13 protein-coding genes are annotated in these 15,206 nt (G+C 45.9%); 6 read left to right on the top strand and 7 right to left on the bottom strand.

The window, feature by feature from the left end; translation table 11 throughout:
• The first annotated feature begins 384 nt into the window (after positions 1-384).
• Positions 385-2,193, top strand: coding sequence for an ABC transporter ATP-binding protein (locus EPO18_RS11040; RefSeq protein ID WP_292433420.1), 1,809 nt, complete (start codon positions 385-387; stop codon positions 2,191-2,193).
• A gap of 257 nt (positions 2,194-2,450) precedes the next feature.
• Here EPO18_RS11040 and EPO18_RS11035 read toward each other — a convergent pair whose 3' ends face one another.
• Complete coding sequence (locus tag EPO18_RS11035) at positions 2,451-3,458, bottom strand: hydrolase (protein ID WP_292433419.1); 1,008 nt, start codon at positions 3,456-3,458, stop codon at positions 2,451-2,453.
• Positions 3,459-3,537: 79 nt separating this feature from the next.
• Here EPO18_RS11035 and EPO18_RS11030 point away from each other — a divergent pair, with 79 nt between their 5' ends.
• The 5 genes from EPO18_RS11030 to EPO18_RS11010 all read left to right on the top strand — a co-directional run bounded on the left by EPO18_RS11030 (position 3,538) and on the right by EPO18_RS11010 (position 6,671).
• The gene (locus EPO18_RS11030) at positions 3,538-4,035 is read left to right on the top strand and encodes an alpha/beta hydrolase (RefSeq protein ID WP_292433418.1); all 498 of its coding nucleotides are present in this window, start codon (positions 3,538-3,540) and stop codon (positions 4,033-4,035) included.
• 71 nt (positions 4,036-4,106) lie between these two features.
• A complete protein-coding gene (gene trxC, locus EPO18_RS11025) occupies positions 4,107-4,538 on the top strand; it encodes a thioredoxin TrxC (RefSeq protein WP_292433417.1) in 432 nt (143 codons plus the stop codon).
• 95 nt (positions 4,539-4,633) lie between these two features.
• Positions 4,634-5,971, top strand: coding sequence for a POT family MFS transporter (locus tag EPO18_RS11020; RefSeq protein WP_292433416.1), 1,338 nt, complete (start codon positions 4,634-4,636; stop codon positions 5,969-5,971).
• A 63-nt stretch (positions 5,972-6,034) separates the two neighbouring features.
• Positions 6,035-6,475: a VOC family protein gene (locus EPO18_RS11015; protein ID WP_292433415.1), complete on the top strand. Its 441-nt coding sequence runs from the start codon at positions 6,035-6,037 to the stop codon at positions 6,473-6,475.
• A gap of 25 nt (positions 6,476-6,500) precedes the next feature.
• Positions 6,501-6,671, top strand: a complete 171-nt coding sequence (locus EPO18_RS11010; RefSeq protein ID WP_363331497.1) for a BrnT family toxin — start codon at positions 6,501-6,503, stop codon at positions 6,669-6,671.
• Between the two features lie 277 nt (positions 6,672-6,948).
• On the opposite strand, the gene EPO18_RS11005 is transcribed toward EPO18_RS11010, so the two are convergent.
• From EPO18_RS11005 to tkt, 6 genes are all read right to left on the bottom strand, one after another.
• A complete protein-coding gene (locus EPO18_RS11005; RefSeq protein ID WP_292433414.1) occupies positions 6,949-7,293 on the bottom strand; it encodes a hypothetical protein in 345 nt (114 codons plus the stop codon).
• A 135-nt stretch (positions 7,294-7,428) separates the two neighbouring features.
• Positions 7,429-8,610: a pyridoxal phosphate-dependent aminotransferase gene (locus EPO18_RS11000; RefSeq protein ID WP_292433413.1), complete on the bottom strand. Its 1,182-nt coding sequence runs from the start codon at positions 8,608-8,610 to the stop codon at positions 7,429-7,431.
• Between the two features lie 1,154 nt (positions 8,611-9,764).
• Positions 9,765-10,751, bottom strand: a complete 987-nt coding sequence (locus EPO18_RS10995) for a transaldolase (RefSeq protein ID WP_292433412.1) — start codon at positions 10,749-10,751, stop codon at positions 9,765-9,767.
• Between the two features lie 406 nt (positions 10,752-11,157).
• Positions 11,158-12,273 (bottom strand): hypothetical protein, encoded by a 1,116-nt coding sequence (locus EPO18_RS10990; protein ID WP_292433411.1) that lies wholly within the window; start codon positions 12,271-12,273, stop codon positions 11,158-11,160.
• A 3-nt stretch (positions 12,274-12,276) separates the two neighbouring features.
• Positions 12,277-12,957 (bottom strand): hypothetical protein, encoded by a 681-nt coding sequence (locus EPO18_RS10985; protein ID WP_292433410.1) that lies wholly within the window; start codon positions 12,955-12,957, stop codon positions 12,277-12,279.
• A 162-nt stretch (positions 12,958-13,119) separates the two neighbouring features.
• Positions 13,120-15,105, bottom strand: coding sequence for a transketolase (gene tkt, locus EPO18_RS10980; protein WP_292433409.1), 1,986 nt, complete (start codon positions 15,103-15,105; stop codon positions 13,120-13,122).
• Positions 15,106-15,206: the final 101 nt, after the last annotated feature.

The following is a 15,206-nucleotide window of genomic DNA, read 5'->3' as shown; positions in this document are numbered from 1 at the left end:
CGTAGGGGGGCGGCAGGGATGCCGCACGTTGACGAAGGGGCAGGAGCCCCTTTCGTCAACCCCCGGCGAAAGCGAGGAACGCAGGAAGCAAGCGGCAACCGGGTCGCCTTTTCTTTGGATACTTTCTTTTGGCGAAGCAAAAGAAAGTATCTCGCCTTCGGGTGCGAGAGCCCGATTCAAATAACCGTCGCGTTAGCGACACTTTAAATTCGAATAACTGCGTAACATCAGTTAGTAACTGGTTGATTTTGTGTTTTTGAAGTCATCCTGATATGTTCTATGGCTATCGTTTGTGCAGAAAGCACATTAGGACATTTTTCATAAACTCTGAATTGCTGTGCTTTCCATTATAATGGCCGCCATTTCCCGGATATTTCCTGAGCCATGCCCAAAAAGAATCCTCCTTTCCAACAAGCCTCTGATGCACCGCCTTTACCTACCGGCACGGTTAAATTTATTTTGCACTGCTTGGCCGGTTTTCGGGGTTGGCTTATTTTGATGGTAATTCTGGAGACCGGGCAAGCGGCGGGCAGCATTTTGGTGCCTTACGCGATCAAAGCCATTATGGACGGCGTGGCACATATGTCGGGCGGGGCAGTGCTGGACAGTTTACGCGGGCCGTTGCTGTTGCTGGCGGGTTTGAATGTGGCGGAAATCCTATTTAGCCGGGCGAGCGGCGCGGTGCTGATTACTGTCGGGCCGCGTTTGCGCCAGAGCACTACAAAAGCGTTATACGCTTATTTGCAATATCACGCGCCGCGCTATTTCGGCAGCCATTTTGCAGGCGCTTTGGCTCATCGCATCAGTGAGACGGCTATGAGCGTAAACCATACAACCTGGTCGGTGTTGTGCGATTTTTGGCCCATCCTGGTTACTTTTACAGTTTCCATCGCGCTGTTATTGAACGTGCATCAAGGTTTGGGGCTGTTGGTTGCAGGCTGGGTGCTGGCTTATGTGAGCCTCTCGTATTGGCTGGCGACACGCTGTCAGCCCTATGCGAAAAGTTATGCGGCGATGCGCAGCCTGGTGAACGGCAAGATTGTCGATGCGGTGACCAATATCCTAAACGCCAAGCTGTTTGCACGGCTGCATTTCGAAAGAAAATATCTGGACGGTTTTTTGGAAACCGAAGTCCGGGCCGCACGGCGCACTTTCTGGTATATGGAACGGGTGCGCTGGTTCCAGTTTACCGCTGCCGCGATGCTTAAAGTCGGCACTGTCTATTATGCGCTGACCTTGTGGGGCACCGGCTTGATCGGTGTCGGCGATTTTACGATGAGCGTCGGTCTGGCCTTGCTGATCATCAACGATGCGCGCAATTTAACCCGGCGCTTTTTGGAGTTTTTCGAATATGTCGGCAATGTCTCTAACGGCGTGGAAACCATTGTTCAAGCACATGAGATTGTCGATGTGCCGAATGCGTTGCCGCTAAAAATCAGCCAGGGCCGAATTGAGTTTCGTAATGTGTGTTTTGGTTATGAGCCTAATCAACCGGTGTTCGACGATTTGAATGTGGTCATTGAACCGGGGCAGCGCGTCGGGCTGGTCGGTTTTTCCGGTTCGGGCAAATCGACTTTCGTTAGCCTGATGTTGCGCAATTATCAGCCGCAAAGCGGTCAGATCCTGATCGACGGCATGGATATTCAGAAGGTGTCGCAGGACTCGCTGCATGAACAGGTGAGCCTGATACCGCAAGATCCCAGCTTGTTTCATCGCAGCCTGAAAGAAAACATCGGCTATGGCCGTTTGGAAGCGGACGATGAAGCCATTGAAGCGGCGGCGCGCATGGCGCATGCCGATGAGTTTATCCGGGTAATGCCTGAGGGCTACGATTCGTTGGTCGGCGAGCGCGGGGTGAAATTGTCCGGCGGCCAGCGCCAGCGTATTGCGATTGCCCGGGTGATGCTGAAAGATGCGCCGATTTTGATTCTGGACGAAGCTACGTCCAGTTTGGATTCGGTGACCGAGAAAACCATTCAGGAAAACCTGGATCGAGTTATGGGCCGCAAGACGGTTATTGCGATTGCACATCGTATGTCCACGATTGCGCATCTGGACCGGATTTTGGTGTTCGATCAGGGGCGCATCGTCGAAGACGGCGGACATGATCGGCTCTTGGCGCAGCAGGGCGTTTATTACCGCTTGTGGAGTATGCAGGCGGGTGGTTTCTTACCGGAACAAGCGGAAATGTAACGTTGCGAAAACCCGATTAGCAAGCTTAAAAAATCACCACGAAGACACGAAGGACACGAAGTTTGACTTTTTAACTTGATCGTCCCTTTTGGCAAGCTCAGAAACGGTTAAGACTTGTTATTTACCTCGCCTCAAGCTGGCTGCATGAAACTTTATTTTCCTGCGCTCTTCGTGTCCTTCGTGTCTCGGCAATCGCTCCTGCATTGCTCTACCTCCTGCATCCGTGCAGTCGTTCGTGGTGACTGCTTATAAAATAACTACTCAGAAACCCTGTCAACGATATAGCCCACCAAAAATTCCGTTATCCGCTGATCCAACCAATACTTCGGGCTAAACGGTATTGATCCTGAGATAAACCCGACATGTCCGCCGTGATCGGTAATTTCCAATTGTATATGCGGCGATAGTTCATCCGGATCGGGCAGGATTTCCTTTGTCATAAACGGATCGTCAACCGCCTGAATCAATAGCGTGGGTACTTTGATGAATTTGAGATATTGTCTGGAACTGGAGCGCCGGTAATAATCGTGTACATCACTAAAGCCATGCAATTTGGCTACAACCCGGTCGTCATATTGCCAAAACGAATCGATTGTCGATAAATCGCCCAGCTCTCTGATCTTCATCGCTTCTTCAGCTTGACCTATGCGCTCCAGATGTTGCAGTTTGATCTGCATATATATCTTTAACTCGCGCAATAAATTAACCCGATAACATTTCGAAAAACCGCTATCCAGTTTTGTCGCGCAGATTCCCAACAGCAACGGCACTGAAACAGCGACAGCAGCAAACAAGTCTAATCGATCGCCTTGTTCGCCCAGCCACTTGAGCAACACATTCCCGCCTAATGAAAAACCGACCGCGCCTAAAGGCGTCTCGGGTTCGCGCAGGCGCAAGGTTTGATAAAGAAAATGAATGTCCTCTGTTTCGCCTGAATGATAACAGCGCGCTTTGTTGTTGGACGATCCGCTGCAACCCCGGAAATTAAGCACGGCACTGCGAAAACCTTGTCTGAACAAAGCGTCTTGTAAGCCTTTAATATAGCTTGATTGCGAGCTGCCGGTTAAGCCGTGCATCAGGATAATCAGCGGTTGATTGCCTGTTCCGCAATAATCGACATCGATAAAATCACCGTCGGGAGTCGTTAATCTTTCGCGTCGGTAATCGGGCGGGGCAGGCGCTTTTCTTAATAAAGCAGGATAAAGCGTCTGCAAATGGCTGTTGCTTAACCACCAAGCGGGCTTGAATGTTGTTTGGGTCGGCATGGCAAATAGATTTCTATAACAAGAGTGCAAGATTGTAATACCATTCATCAGCAATTAATCAATCTTGGCAGTTACCGATATGAAAAAATTAGTCATATATAATCACGGAAAAGACAGTACACCTTGGGGCGAAAAAACCGTCGGTTTTGCCGATGTTGCCAAACGCTACGGCTATGCATTTGAAAGCCCGGATTACCGCGAGCAACTGGATCCCGATAAACGGGTCGAGCAACTGCTGGCGATGGATTTATCCGGCTACGATAAAGTCGTATTAATCGGTTCCAGCATGGGCGCTTATGTTGCGACTGTCGCATCGGAATCGATCAAACCCAAAGGGCTTTTTTTTCTGGCGCCTGCGTTTTATTTGCCCGGTTATCGGCAAACGGAGTTTAAACCGAGCGCTGAGGCTATTCAGGTATTCCACGGTTGGCAGGACGATATTGTGCCGCCTGAAAATGCTTGGCGGTTTTGCCAAAAGTATCGTGTCCGCTTGAATCTATATGACACCGACCATCGGATGCTAAGCGTATTGCCGCAGTTAATCGATGAATTCGGCCGGTTTTTGGCGGGTATATGAATTAAAGTTTGAGTTTTAACCTTGATGGCCTCATATCGTGAGCAACTAAACCTTAACAATAGGGTCATCCCATGAATACATTGCACATTGTTTGTCCTCATTGCGATACGGTAAATCGTGTCGCATCGGACCGCTTGCCCCATTATCCCCGTTGCGGGCAATGTAAACAGTCTTTGTTTGCCGGGCATCCGTTGGAACTGACAGGCCGAAATTTTCAACAGCATATTGGACGTAACGATATTCCTGTTGTTGTCGATTTCTGGGCGTCCTGGTGCGGGCCGTGCAAAATGATGGCTCCAGCCTATGCCCAAGCGGCTGTTTCACTTGAACCGCAGGTGCGCTTAGCCAAACTCAACACCGAACAGGAGCAGGGCATCGCCGCGCAATTTAATATTCGCAGCATTCCTACCCTGATTGCATTCAAATCCGGCCGTGAAGTAGCCCGTATGTCCGGCGCAATGGATGCTGCGGGTATCGTCCGCTGGATCAACAGCAATATTTGAACACGAATAATTCCGGATTTATTGTGGCGTGTCCAAGCGACAACTGGAAAATTACTTAACGGCGACAATATATAACTTAAATGGAACCAGAATTTATGAACACTTCATATCGTACCGTCCCGGTTCTTTCCTCCAAAATACCTTCCGGCATCCCTTTTATTATTGGTAACGAATTCGCGGAACGCTTTAGCTATTACGGCATGCGGGCGATTTTGGTCGTGTTCATGACCCAATATATGGTGGATGCGGCAGGCAAACTTGCGCCTATGTCGGACAGCGAGGCAAAAGCGTATTATCATTTGTTCGCCTCCATCACCTATTTCACGCCGTTTTTAGGGGCGTTGCTGGCCGATGGGTTTTTGGGTAAATACCGGACTATCATCTTATTATCGCTTGTCTATTGCTTGGGGCATTTTTGCTTGGCGCTGGATGACACGCGAACCGGTTTGTTCGTCGGGCAAATCTTGATTGCATTAGGCGCGGGCGGCATTAAACCCTGTGTTTCGGCGCATGTCGGCGACCAGTTTGGAGTCGGCAATCGGCATTTGCTTAGCAAGATCTTCAGTTGGTTTTATTTGGGGATTAATCTCGGGGCTTTCGTCTCTATGTTGATGATGCCTTGGCTGCTGAAAACCTACGGCGCATCGGTCGCGTTTCTGGTGCCCGGCTTGTTAATGCTGTTGGCGACGGCGATATTCTGGTCGGGGCGATACCGGTTTGTACATATCCCCCCAGCCGGAATGGGCTTTGTGAATGAGGCCTTGAGCGGAGAAGGCCTGCGTTGCCTGGGCCGGTTAGGCGGAATTTATTTATTCATTACGATGTTCTGGGCTTTGTTCGACCAAAACGGTTCGTCCTGGGTTTTGCAGGCGCAACAGATGGATAGGGTCGTGTTAAATACCGAGATATTGCCCTCGCAGATTCAAGCCGCCAACCCCTTGCTGATTGTGTTGCTCACGCCGTTGTTTTACAAGTTTTTATACCCGGCACTGGGCAGGTTTTTACATTTAAGTTATCTGAACAAAATCGCCATCGGTTTGTTTGTTTCAGTTTTGTCGTTCGGATGGATAGCCGGTATTCAGATGCGTATCGATGCAGGGTTTCATCCGAATATTTGCTGGCAGTTACCGGCTTATTTATTGATGACTTCCGCCGAAGTGATGGTGTCGATTACCTGTCTGGAGTTTTCCTATACGCAAGCGCCAAAGACGATGAAATCTTTGGTCATGTCGCTTTATATGGCGGCGGTTGCGCTCGGGAACCTGTTCACCAGCGGGGTGAACTTTTTTATTGAAGCCCCGGACGGTTCCAGCCGTCTTGCCGGAGCCGATTATTTTTGGTTTTTTACCGCATTGATGTTGGCGACAGCCTTGGGATTTATTTGGCATAGCCGGAGCTATCAAGAAAAGACTTATCTGCAAGATGCGACCTAGAAAATGCACAGATACACTTTGTGCTCTTTAGAATGATTACTCACAATTACAAGGAGAAACACTATGCGTTATTTACATGCGATGGTTCGGGTTCATGACCTGAATGAATCACTCGATTTTTATTGCAACAAGCTCGGCCTGATCGAACACCACAGGATGGATAATAAAGAAGGACGCTATACACTGGTCTATCTGCATGCGCCGGAGGATACCTATCAGGCTGAAAAAATGCACGCGCCGTTGCTGGAGCTGACTTATAACTGGGATACCGAGGATTATCAGGGCGGCCGCAACTTCGGTCATCTGGCTTTTGAAGTCGATAATATTTATGAAACCTGCCAAAAATTGATGGATGCCGGGGTAATTATCAACCGTCCGCCGCGTGACGGACACATGGCGTTTATCCGTTCGCCGGACAAGATTTCTATCGAGCTTTTGCAGAAAGATGCGCCGTTGTTACCTTCGGAGAAATGGCTGGCTATGGAAAATACCGGGACTTGGTAAATTATGCTTCCTAAAATAGCCTGTTATTGGTGAATCTATTCCAGCCCAATATTTACCTCTTGAGCCTCGGTTTTTAGTTGCTGGCGTGATTGCAGGAAAGCATTGGTCTGGCGTAATCACATACCGAGGAACACGCATTAGAATTATATCTGCTCGCAGATCACGAAAAGAAGAGGAAGCCTTATATGAAAGCTGATGAATTTGATAAGAACTTTGATGTGGGAGATGACATCTTTGATGCCTTGGACTTATCTAAAGCAAAGAGAACTTTGCAAAACCAAAAATGAATAAATGTTGATTTTCCTGCCTGGATGATTGATGTATTAGATTAAAGAGGCGAGCAGGGTGGGTGTAACCCGGCAGTCCATCATAAAAGTAGGCTGGCCGAACGCCTTGAAGAGCTGGCAGCTAACAAAGCTTTGCAAAGGACAAATGGCTGAATTTGGCTTTGCCTTACAACTTTAAGTTAAAAATTATAATAAATCTTTCTCTTTTTCCAGCGCCTCTATTTTACTTTTCTTCTTTGTTAAAGATTTTATAGGGTTAAACGTTCTCGATAATTCGACAAACAATTGCAAAAGCATCCATCCAGCACTAAAAAAAACGGTAGCCGTTAAAATAATCAGGAACCTCTTTAACTCTGGGATTGGTAACACTGCCGCAATAAACAGCGCTAGCCCGGCAACACTTAAGGAAAGGCCCAGTGAATAAGAGATTGTGAAAAAACTGTCCCGAAGGATTACCTTATACCTATCCTCCGATGTATAAGTCTCTAAGGATTTTAATCTTTCTTGCTCTTTTTCGTTGCGAAGTACCAAGAAGGCAGTATCGCTGTTATTATTGCAACACTAATATTAACTAAATCCATGTGTTCTCCCATCCGATGAGGTTGTGTTACTTCGTCGGAAATGTAAGGGTGGGCAAGCAATTTCTCCGCTTGCCCACGAGGAACCTTAAATCGCTTTCTTAATCCGCTCCATAGCCTTTTGCAGATTCGCCATGCTGGTGGCTATCGAAATTCTGATGTGCCCCGGTGTGCCGAACGCAGAGCCCGGCACCAACGCAACACCGGCTTCTTCAATTAAATACTCGGAAAAGCCAAGATCGTCATTGATGTTGTCCAGTCTGGCAATCAGCTTTTCCACATTAGGAAATACATAAAACGTACCGTCGGTTTCAAGGCATTCAACGCCGTCTATGCTGTTCAGTTCGCTAACGACATAATCGTGACGTTTTTTAAATTCAACGCACATGTTGTCGATGAAACTTTGGTCGCCGGTTAATGCGGCTTCTGCGGCATGTTGCGAAATCGAGGTCGGGTTGGAGGTACTTTGCGATTGGATGGTCGTCATCGCTTCAATCAAATCCGCCGGGCCTGCGGCATAGCCGATACGCCAGCCGGTCATTGAGTAAGCTTTGGATACGCCGTTCATGACTACGGTGCGGTCATAAAACTCAGGATGCGCATTTAAGATATTAACAAACGTGCCTTTCTTCCACAGGATGTGCTCGTACATATCATCGGTGGCAATGATGATGTTCGGGAAATCTTTCAACACGTCGCCCAGCGCTTTAAGCTCTTCCAGGTTATACGCAACGCCGGACGGGTTGGACGGGCTGTTGATAAAAATTAACCGGGTTTTATTGGTAATCGCGGCGCGCAATTGTTCCGGTGATATTTTAAAATTTTGCGCCTGGGTGGTTTCGATAATAACCGGTACGCCGTCAGCCAGTAACACCATATCAGGATAAGATACCCAGAACGGCGCGGGAATAATGACCTCGTCACCCGCGTTAAGCAGGGCTTGAGTCAGGTTGAATGAGCTTTGTTTGCCGCCGCAGGAAACCAGGATCTGGTTGGCTTGGTAATCAAGGCCGTTATCGTTCTTGTATTTGGCGATAATGGCTTTTTTCAGGCTGGCGATGCCGTCCACTGCGGTGTATTTGGTGTGACCATTTTCAATAGCCTTAACCGCCGCAGCCTTGATATGATCAGGGGTGTCGAAATCCGGCTCACCGGCGCCAAGGCCGATAATGTCTTTGCCCGCAGCACGCATTTGCGCGGCCCTGGCGGTAATCGCCAAAGTCGGTGATGGTTTAACTGCCTGAACTCTGTTAGAAAGTTTGATGCTCATGTTTCCCCGTGTAAAATCAATGTCAAAGGTGAAGCAAATTATACCCTATGTATAATAGCTTAATAACATTCGGTGTTAATTCTTACAATTATCAGTTTAAGTCATAAAAGCATTCATTAGATTATGAAGAACTACCATACTCTTTGCTTCGCTGCGGACAGGAGTCAAAATAGTTTCCTGAACTGATAGCGAGTGTGTTTTCACGAAGTGTAGTTTGAGTACTGAGAATGCAGGCTTTCCGAAATCACGTTCGCGTCGCCTACAAGGATATAGATACTTGGTGTGAGTAGGAGCGGAAGGCTGGGGCAGCGGGAATTAGCTATCACATATTCTTTGCCGCTTGCTGGGCGAGGATGCCGAAAAATACTTTCGCAAAAATAGCGACTCCCCGATATACACGACCATTGGAAACCTTATTCTCGATCAATCTGTCAGCATGCGCAGAGTAATGCCCATCACCGGAACAGACTTATGCACACGAACAGGAGCAAAAAGATTGAGCTAAGCTGGATGAATGACCTTTTACTGGTTCCAATGCAAGAAAGTTGAGTTGTTCGAGGCGCAAGCTACCGAATTTTGCCCCATCGGATTTTACTGAAACAAGCCGTAGCAGAATGTTTGACACCAGAACTCATGAAAGCGCCCGGTCAGCGTGGCTGGCACAAACGTGTAGCAAGTCCCGCAATCGAACGCTTACGGAACTATGAAATCTAAACCTTACACTTTATGACCGACGTTGAGATACCGTTTAACAATCAAGGCGAAAATAATATCCACATGTAACGTTCGCCAGAAAATCACCAGTTGCTTCAGATCGCCAGAAGGAAACGATCAATGTATGAGCAACATAGGTGTTAGCACCCTTTTCGAAGACACGTTGCCTGATAACCAGGTAATTTAGAAACAGTACAATAATCCCAACTTATAGAATTACATAAGCTGAAAACAGATGTAAGTTAATGAGTCGGTTTGAATACTACTTTAAAAGTTCTACTGAATACAATAAAGCTAACATTGGCAACTTATAATTCGTCTTCTATATATTACAATTTTTAAACATAGCAGGGATTTTACCCTTGCGTATAGTTTGAATGAAAATCAGCACCACCCGGCTTTATAATACGAAAACATACCGCCGGGCAGCTTAAAACTGTTTAACCTTCCAGACTCGCCAATCGTGCCGCAAGAATTCCTTCTAACGATTCCAATGCCTTAGTGAAACCATCAATGCCTTCTGCAAGTTTTTCAGATGCCATGCGATTTTCAGCATGCATGCGGTCAAAAGTCGCCTTATCAATGTTTAATTTTTCGATGGGCGCATTAGCAGCATTTTTAGGATCCAGCTTGCGTACTAGGTCACCTTCAGTAGACTGAAGCTCAGCCAGCAGGGATGGAGCAATAGTCAATAAATCACATCCCGCCAATTCAACTATTTCGCCGACATTACGAAAGCTGGCGCCCATAACTTCGGTTTTATAGCCGAATTTTTTATAGTAGTTATATACTTCCGTAACTGATAATACACCTGGATCTTCAGCAGGCGCATAAGAATCACGACCAGTATCTTTTTTGTACCAATCCAGAATACGTCCAACAAAAGGTGAGATTAGAGTGATACCATTCTCGGCACAGGCGATAGCCTGATGCAGACCAAATAACAAAGTTAAGTTGGTGTGGATGCCTTCTTTTTCAAGAATGGCAGCTGCTTGTATACCTTCCCAAGTCGCGGCAATTTTAATCAGGATTCGTTCGCGCGAAACGCCTTGCGCTTCGTACATAGCAATCAGTTCACGGCCTACGCGGACACTGGCATCGGTATCGTAAGAAAGACGGGCATCTACCTCAGTGGAAACCCGTCCTGGAATGACTTCGAGTATCTTCCGTCCGAAGGAAACAGCCAAACGTTCAAAAGCAAGGGTAGCCACTTGCGCTGCAGAGGCATCTTTACCTAAAGTGTCTCTGGCACCTTTCAAAGTATCATCAACGATTCCTTGATATTGCGGCATTTGAGCAGCAGCGGTGATCAACGAAGGGTTGGTCGTCGCATCGCGGGGCTTGAAAGTTTCAATCGCTTGGATATCACCTGTATCGGCAACCACCACAGTCATTTCTCTCAGTTGTTCAAGTAAAGTCTTCGCCATTTGGGGGCTCCTTTTTTATTTTAAAAATTAAAAAATCAAGATATACACTCGTCATTTCCAAATACATTTAGAATGCGTGTGTATGACATTAATATAATTATAGGGACAGGATTATATCCGAGCAGCAGTGATTAATCGTCAAAAAACAAGCCTCAACAAACGACCGCCAATGTGAACTAAAGCGATTACTTTTATGAATTATTTTTTCGCAGAACCTCAAATTTAATTCATTCTTTTTGGAAATCAATTAAGTCAGCGTCTACGCTTCATTTCATGCATCTAGTGAGCTTTAGATAACTTACATGAGCACCTTAATCGCAACAATGAGCGGTGATCTCGTATATAGGTCTTTCGACTCACATTTAAAGATGCCTAATATTTTCTAATACCAATACCGCTCAGTAAATTACGCTTTTTCTTGCTTTGCTTTTGCAGAAATATTTTGCCGCATCATATACTTAGAAACACCACTTGCCACAGGAGATACAGCTTTCTTTTCTATATATTTGGCAACTCCACTTACTTTAGGCATTTTCTTTACGGCCATCGCCTCTTTTTTTAAATACTTTGCGACTCCACTTAAAATTGGAGCTTCTTTTGCATTAATTGCTTGCTTTGCTACGTACTTTGAAACTCCACTTAAAATAGGCGCTTCTTTGCTGGATATAATTTGTTTTGCCATATATTTGGCAACACCACTTACTGGTGGTTTTTCCTTCGCCAAAATTTCCTGCTTTTCCAAATACCTAGCTACTCCAGTTGCCGCAGCTGCTGCCGCGGCTCTTTCCTGCGCCTTTTGCATCTCTTTTTCTCTCGCCAACTGCTGTGCTTTTTCTTTTTCTTGTTCTTGCTCTTTCGCAAGTAGGCGCTGCTCTTCCAGATACCTAGCAACTATAGCAGCGGCTGCAGCTTTTCTGGTGGCAATAGACTCGTCTTCAAGATATTTACCGACCCTCGTTGATGCAGCTGTGTTTTTGGCAGATATAGATTGCTTTATTAAATACTTAGAAACGCTGCTTATAACAGGAGACTTTGCTTGTTTTTCTACATATTTTGTAACACTGCTGGCGGGTGCTTTTTTTATAACAACAGCGTGCTTAGCTACATATTTGGCAACACCGCTTATTTTCGGCGCTTGTTTTGCATTTATAGCCTGTCTTGCCATGTACTTGGCAACGCTGCTCACAGGGGATTGATCCAATTTCTTCAAGTACTTGGCGACACTGGAAAGTGTTTCTATCTGGTTTTCCAGTTTCGGACCAACGTCTGCTATTAACGCTTCTTCCTGGCTTTCCAAGAAATCAGCTTCCTCATTGGTTACTGATAACTCTTCCAAGTTTTTCAGATATCTAGCAACTCCACTTAGCACCGGCACAACTTCTTGCCTTTTCAAATACTTGGCGACTCCGGTAAGTCCGCTTGAATCACTCAAATACGTACAGGGACGACTGGTTTGAGTTTCAATCGCCCTTTTGGAACCAAACAGTCCAGACACTAAATCGATCAAGTAATTTTGATCCACTTATCACCCCCGGTCGCGCATGTATTTTTCAACTCCGGTTGCCGCTTGTGCTGATTTTTCTTTTGCTGATTTAGCTTGTTTTTCAAGATATTTTTGAACGCTACTTGTTGCGGCTGAGCCTTTTGTAGATGCAACTTGGCTTTCCAAATATCTGGCAACACCAGTTACTGGTCCCATATTATGCTTTCTCAAGTATCGAGCAACACCAGAGAGTCCGCTAACATGACTTGAATATGTCCGTGAATCGCTAGCTTTGGCTTTTGACTCGCGCTTAGTTAAGAAGAGATACCCAGCCACAGCAAAAGCGACCAATCCTATTAAATAACTCATCATTGATTCTTCTTCGGCTTTTGGGGCTCCGCTTACGGTCACATCACCTGTCATTGCTCGTTCTGATGTCGACGATGATGTTTCCGTAAACTTGCTTGGCTTATAGTCTGCATCCTTGTACAGAACCTTTGGTTCAAAATTTGCTGCTGGATATTTTGAATCCGACTCAGTTGACTCAACAGATTTAGCTTGCTGGGTCGGCGCAGATGTAGACTTGCTTTGGCTGCTGTCAGTATCCTGATAAATTACTTTTGGCTTGAAATCTGCTGCTGGATATTCTGTTTCCGCCCCTACTATGGGACTTGCCAGTAACAGCGTAGCAACTAAACCATTCGTCAAATTATTTATTTTCACGTGTGAATCCCCCTCTATGCGTTGTTTTTAGAGTAGCCATATCTGCGTTGTTTAGCCTTTGAACTATAAATACTGAATCAGTGAGTTAAACACGCACCTAATACAATTTAGTTTTTAGATCTTTTAATAAGCAATAACTACCGCAGACATGGCCTTTAAAATTTAAAGTACTGCTTCCACGTTTTTGACAACGTTTTCAACAGTAAAGCCGAAGTGTTTCATTAATACGCCGCCAGGAGCAGATTCTCCGAAAGTATCAATACCGACAATCGTTCCTTCTAAACCAACATATTTACGCCAAAAATCGGTAACACCTGCTTCAATCGCAACACGTTTTACCCCTGGTGTTAATACGCTGTCTTTATAAGCTTGGTCTTGACGGTCAAATACATTGGTTGATGGCATTGAAACAACACGCGCTTGAATACCTTTTTCCGCTAAGGCCTCTTGCGATTTTATTGCTAAATCAACTTCTGACCCGGTAGCGATAAGGATAACTTGAGCATTGCCCGCTGCTTCCGAAATAACGTATGCCCCTTTGCGAATAGCTGCGATTTGTTCATCAGTACGCGCTATGAAAGGCAGTCCTTGACGACTTAATACTAAACTCGTAGGACCTGTCATACGCTCAACCGCCATTACCCAGGAAACCGCAGTTTCTGTGGTATCGGCAGGCCGCCAAACATCCATATTTGGAATGTAGCGCATAGCAGAAGTATTCTCGATCGGCTGATGCGTTGGGCCGTCTTCCCCTTGACCAATAGAGTCATGAGTTAAAACAGCAATGGTGCGAATTTTCATTAACGCTGACATACGCAAAGCACTTTTCGCGTAATCAGAGAACATGTGGAATGTCCCGCCATAAGGCAATAAACCACCATGTAACGCCATACCGTTCATAATAGTGTACATACCAAACTCACGCACACCATAGGAGATGTAATTACCCATCTCTTTGCCGCTGACATGTTTGAAGCTGCTGCAACTGGTTAAGTTAGAACCTGTTAAGTCCGCAGAGCCACCTAAAAACTCAGGTAATGTAGGGGCTAATCCTCCAATTACTTTTTGTGAAGATTGACGTGTGGCAAGATTTTCTGCTTTTGCGTTGGTTTCAGCAATCAACGCGTCAGTTGCTGCCTTCCAATTAGTGGGTAAATCGCCAGCCATACGGCGCTTGAATTCTGCAGCTAATTCTGGATACTCTGCCTCATAGGCTGAGAATTTAGTATCCCATGCCGCTTCGACTCTTGCTCCTTTTGCTTTAGCATCCCAAGCTGCATAAACATCATCCGGAATGATAAAAGCTTCATGATCCCAACCTAAAGCCGCCTTAGTTAAATTAATTTCAGGTTGACCTAAAGCCGCACCATGACATTCATGAGTGCCAGCTTTGTTCGGCGATCCAAAACCAATGGTTGTTTTGCAACAGATTAACGAAGGCATATCAGTCATCGCTTTAGCCATGACAATTGCTTTGTTTATCTCTTCAGGATTATGCCCGTCTACTGACAGAACATGCCAACCGTAAGCTTCAAATCGTTTTGCTGTATCATCCGTATACCAGCCTTCAATATGACCATCAATAGAAATACCGTTATCATCCCAGAAAGCGATTAAGTTACCTAAACCCCAAGTGCCCGCTAATGAACAGGCTTCATGAGAAATACCTTCCATTAAACAGCCATCACCCATGAATACATAGGTATGATGATCAACGATTTTATGACCTGGACGATTGAATTGTTCTGCAAGCAGCTTTTCAGCCATCGCAAAGCCAACACCATTGGCAATACCTTGGCCTAACGGTCCGGTCGTTGTTTCAATGCCTGGTGCATAACCGTATTCGGGATGTCCCGCACATTTTGAATGTAGTTGACGGAAAGAGGCTAATTCACTCATGGGCAAATCATAACCACTCAAATGCAATAGTGAATAAATCAGCATTGAACCGTGGCCGTTGGAAAGAACAAAACGGTCACGATCTGACCATTTCGGATTGGACGGATTGTGGCGCAAGTGATCATTCCACAGCACCTCGGCAATGTCCGCCATGCCCATAGGTGCGCCTGGATGCCCAGAGTTTGCTTTCTGTACGGCATCCATGCTCAAAGCGCGTATGGCGTTCGCTAATTCTCGACGCGAAGTCATATTCTTCTCCTTACTATTGATAAATTACTAAATAGTGACTTTATATTAGCCTGATCGACTCTGTCACGAAATATTCTTTCGGCGTTTTTACCTTACAAGGA

It is taken from the genome of Methylobacter sp. (genome assembly GCF_004322395.1).
GTDB lineage: Bacteria > Pseudomonadota > Gammaproteobacteria > Methylococcales > Methylomonadaceae > Methylobacter_A.
Note: the sequence above shows the minus strand (reverse complement) of the source record. Positions and strands in the feature narration are given on the sequence as shown.

What these genes read in the sequence shown, in the direction of transcription:
- EPO18_RS11040 (WP_292433420.1), top strand. Translation starts at nt 385, where the DNA reads ATGCCCAAAAAGAATCCTCCTTTCCAACAAGCCTCTGATGCACCGCCT.
- EPO18_RS11035 (WP_292433419.1), bottom strand. Translation starts at nt 3,458, where the DNA reads ATGCCGACCCAAACAACATTCAAGCCCGCTTGGTGGTTAAGCAACAGC.
- EPO18_RS11030 (WP_292433418.1), top strand. Translation starts at nt 3,538, where the DNA reads ATGAAAAAATTAGTCATATATAATCACGGAAAAGACAGTACACCTTGG.
- trxC (WP_292433417.1), top strand. Translation starts at nt 4,107, where the DNA reads ATGAATACATTGCACATTGTTTGTCCTCATTGCGATACGGTAAATCGT.
- EPO18_RS11020 (WP_292433416.1), top strand. Translation starts at nt 4,634, where the DNA reads ATGAACACTTCATATCGTACCGTCCCGGTTCTTTCCTCCAAAATACCT.
- EPO18_RS11015 (WP_292433415.1), top strand. Translation starts at nt 6,035, where the DNA reads ATGCGTTATTTACATGCGATGGTTCGGGTTCATGACCTGAATGAATCA.
- EPO18_RS11000 (WP_292433413.1), bottom strand. Translation starts at nt 8,610, where the DNA reads ATGAGCATCAAACTTTCTAACAGAGTTCAGGCAGTTAAACCATCACCG.
- EPO18_RS10995 (WP_292433412.1), bottom strand. Translation starts at nt 10,751, where the DNA reads ATGGCGAAGACTTTACTTGAACAACTGAGAGAAATGACTGTGGTGGTT.
- tkt (WP_292433409.1), bottom strand. Translation starts at nt 15,105, where the DNA reads ATGACTTCGCGTCGAGAATTAGCGAACGCCATACGCGCTTTGAGCATG.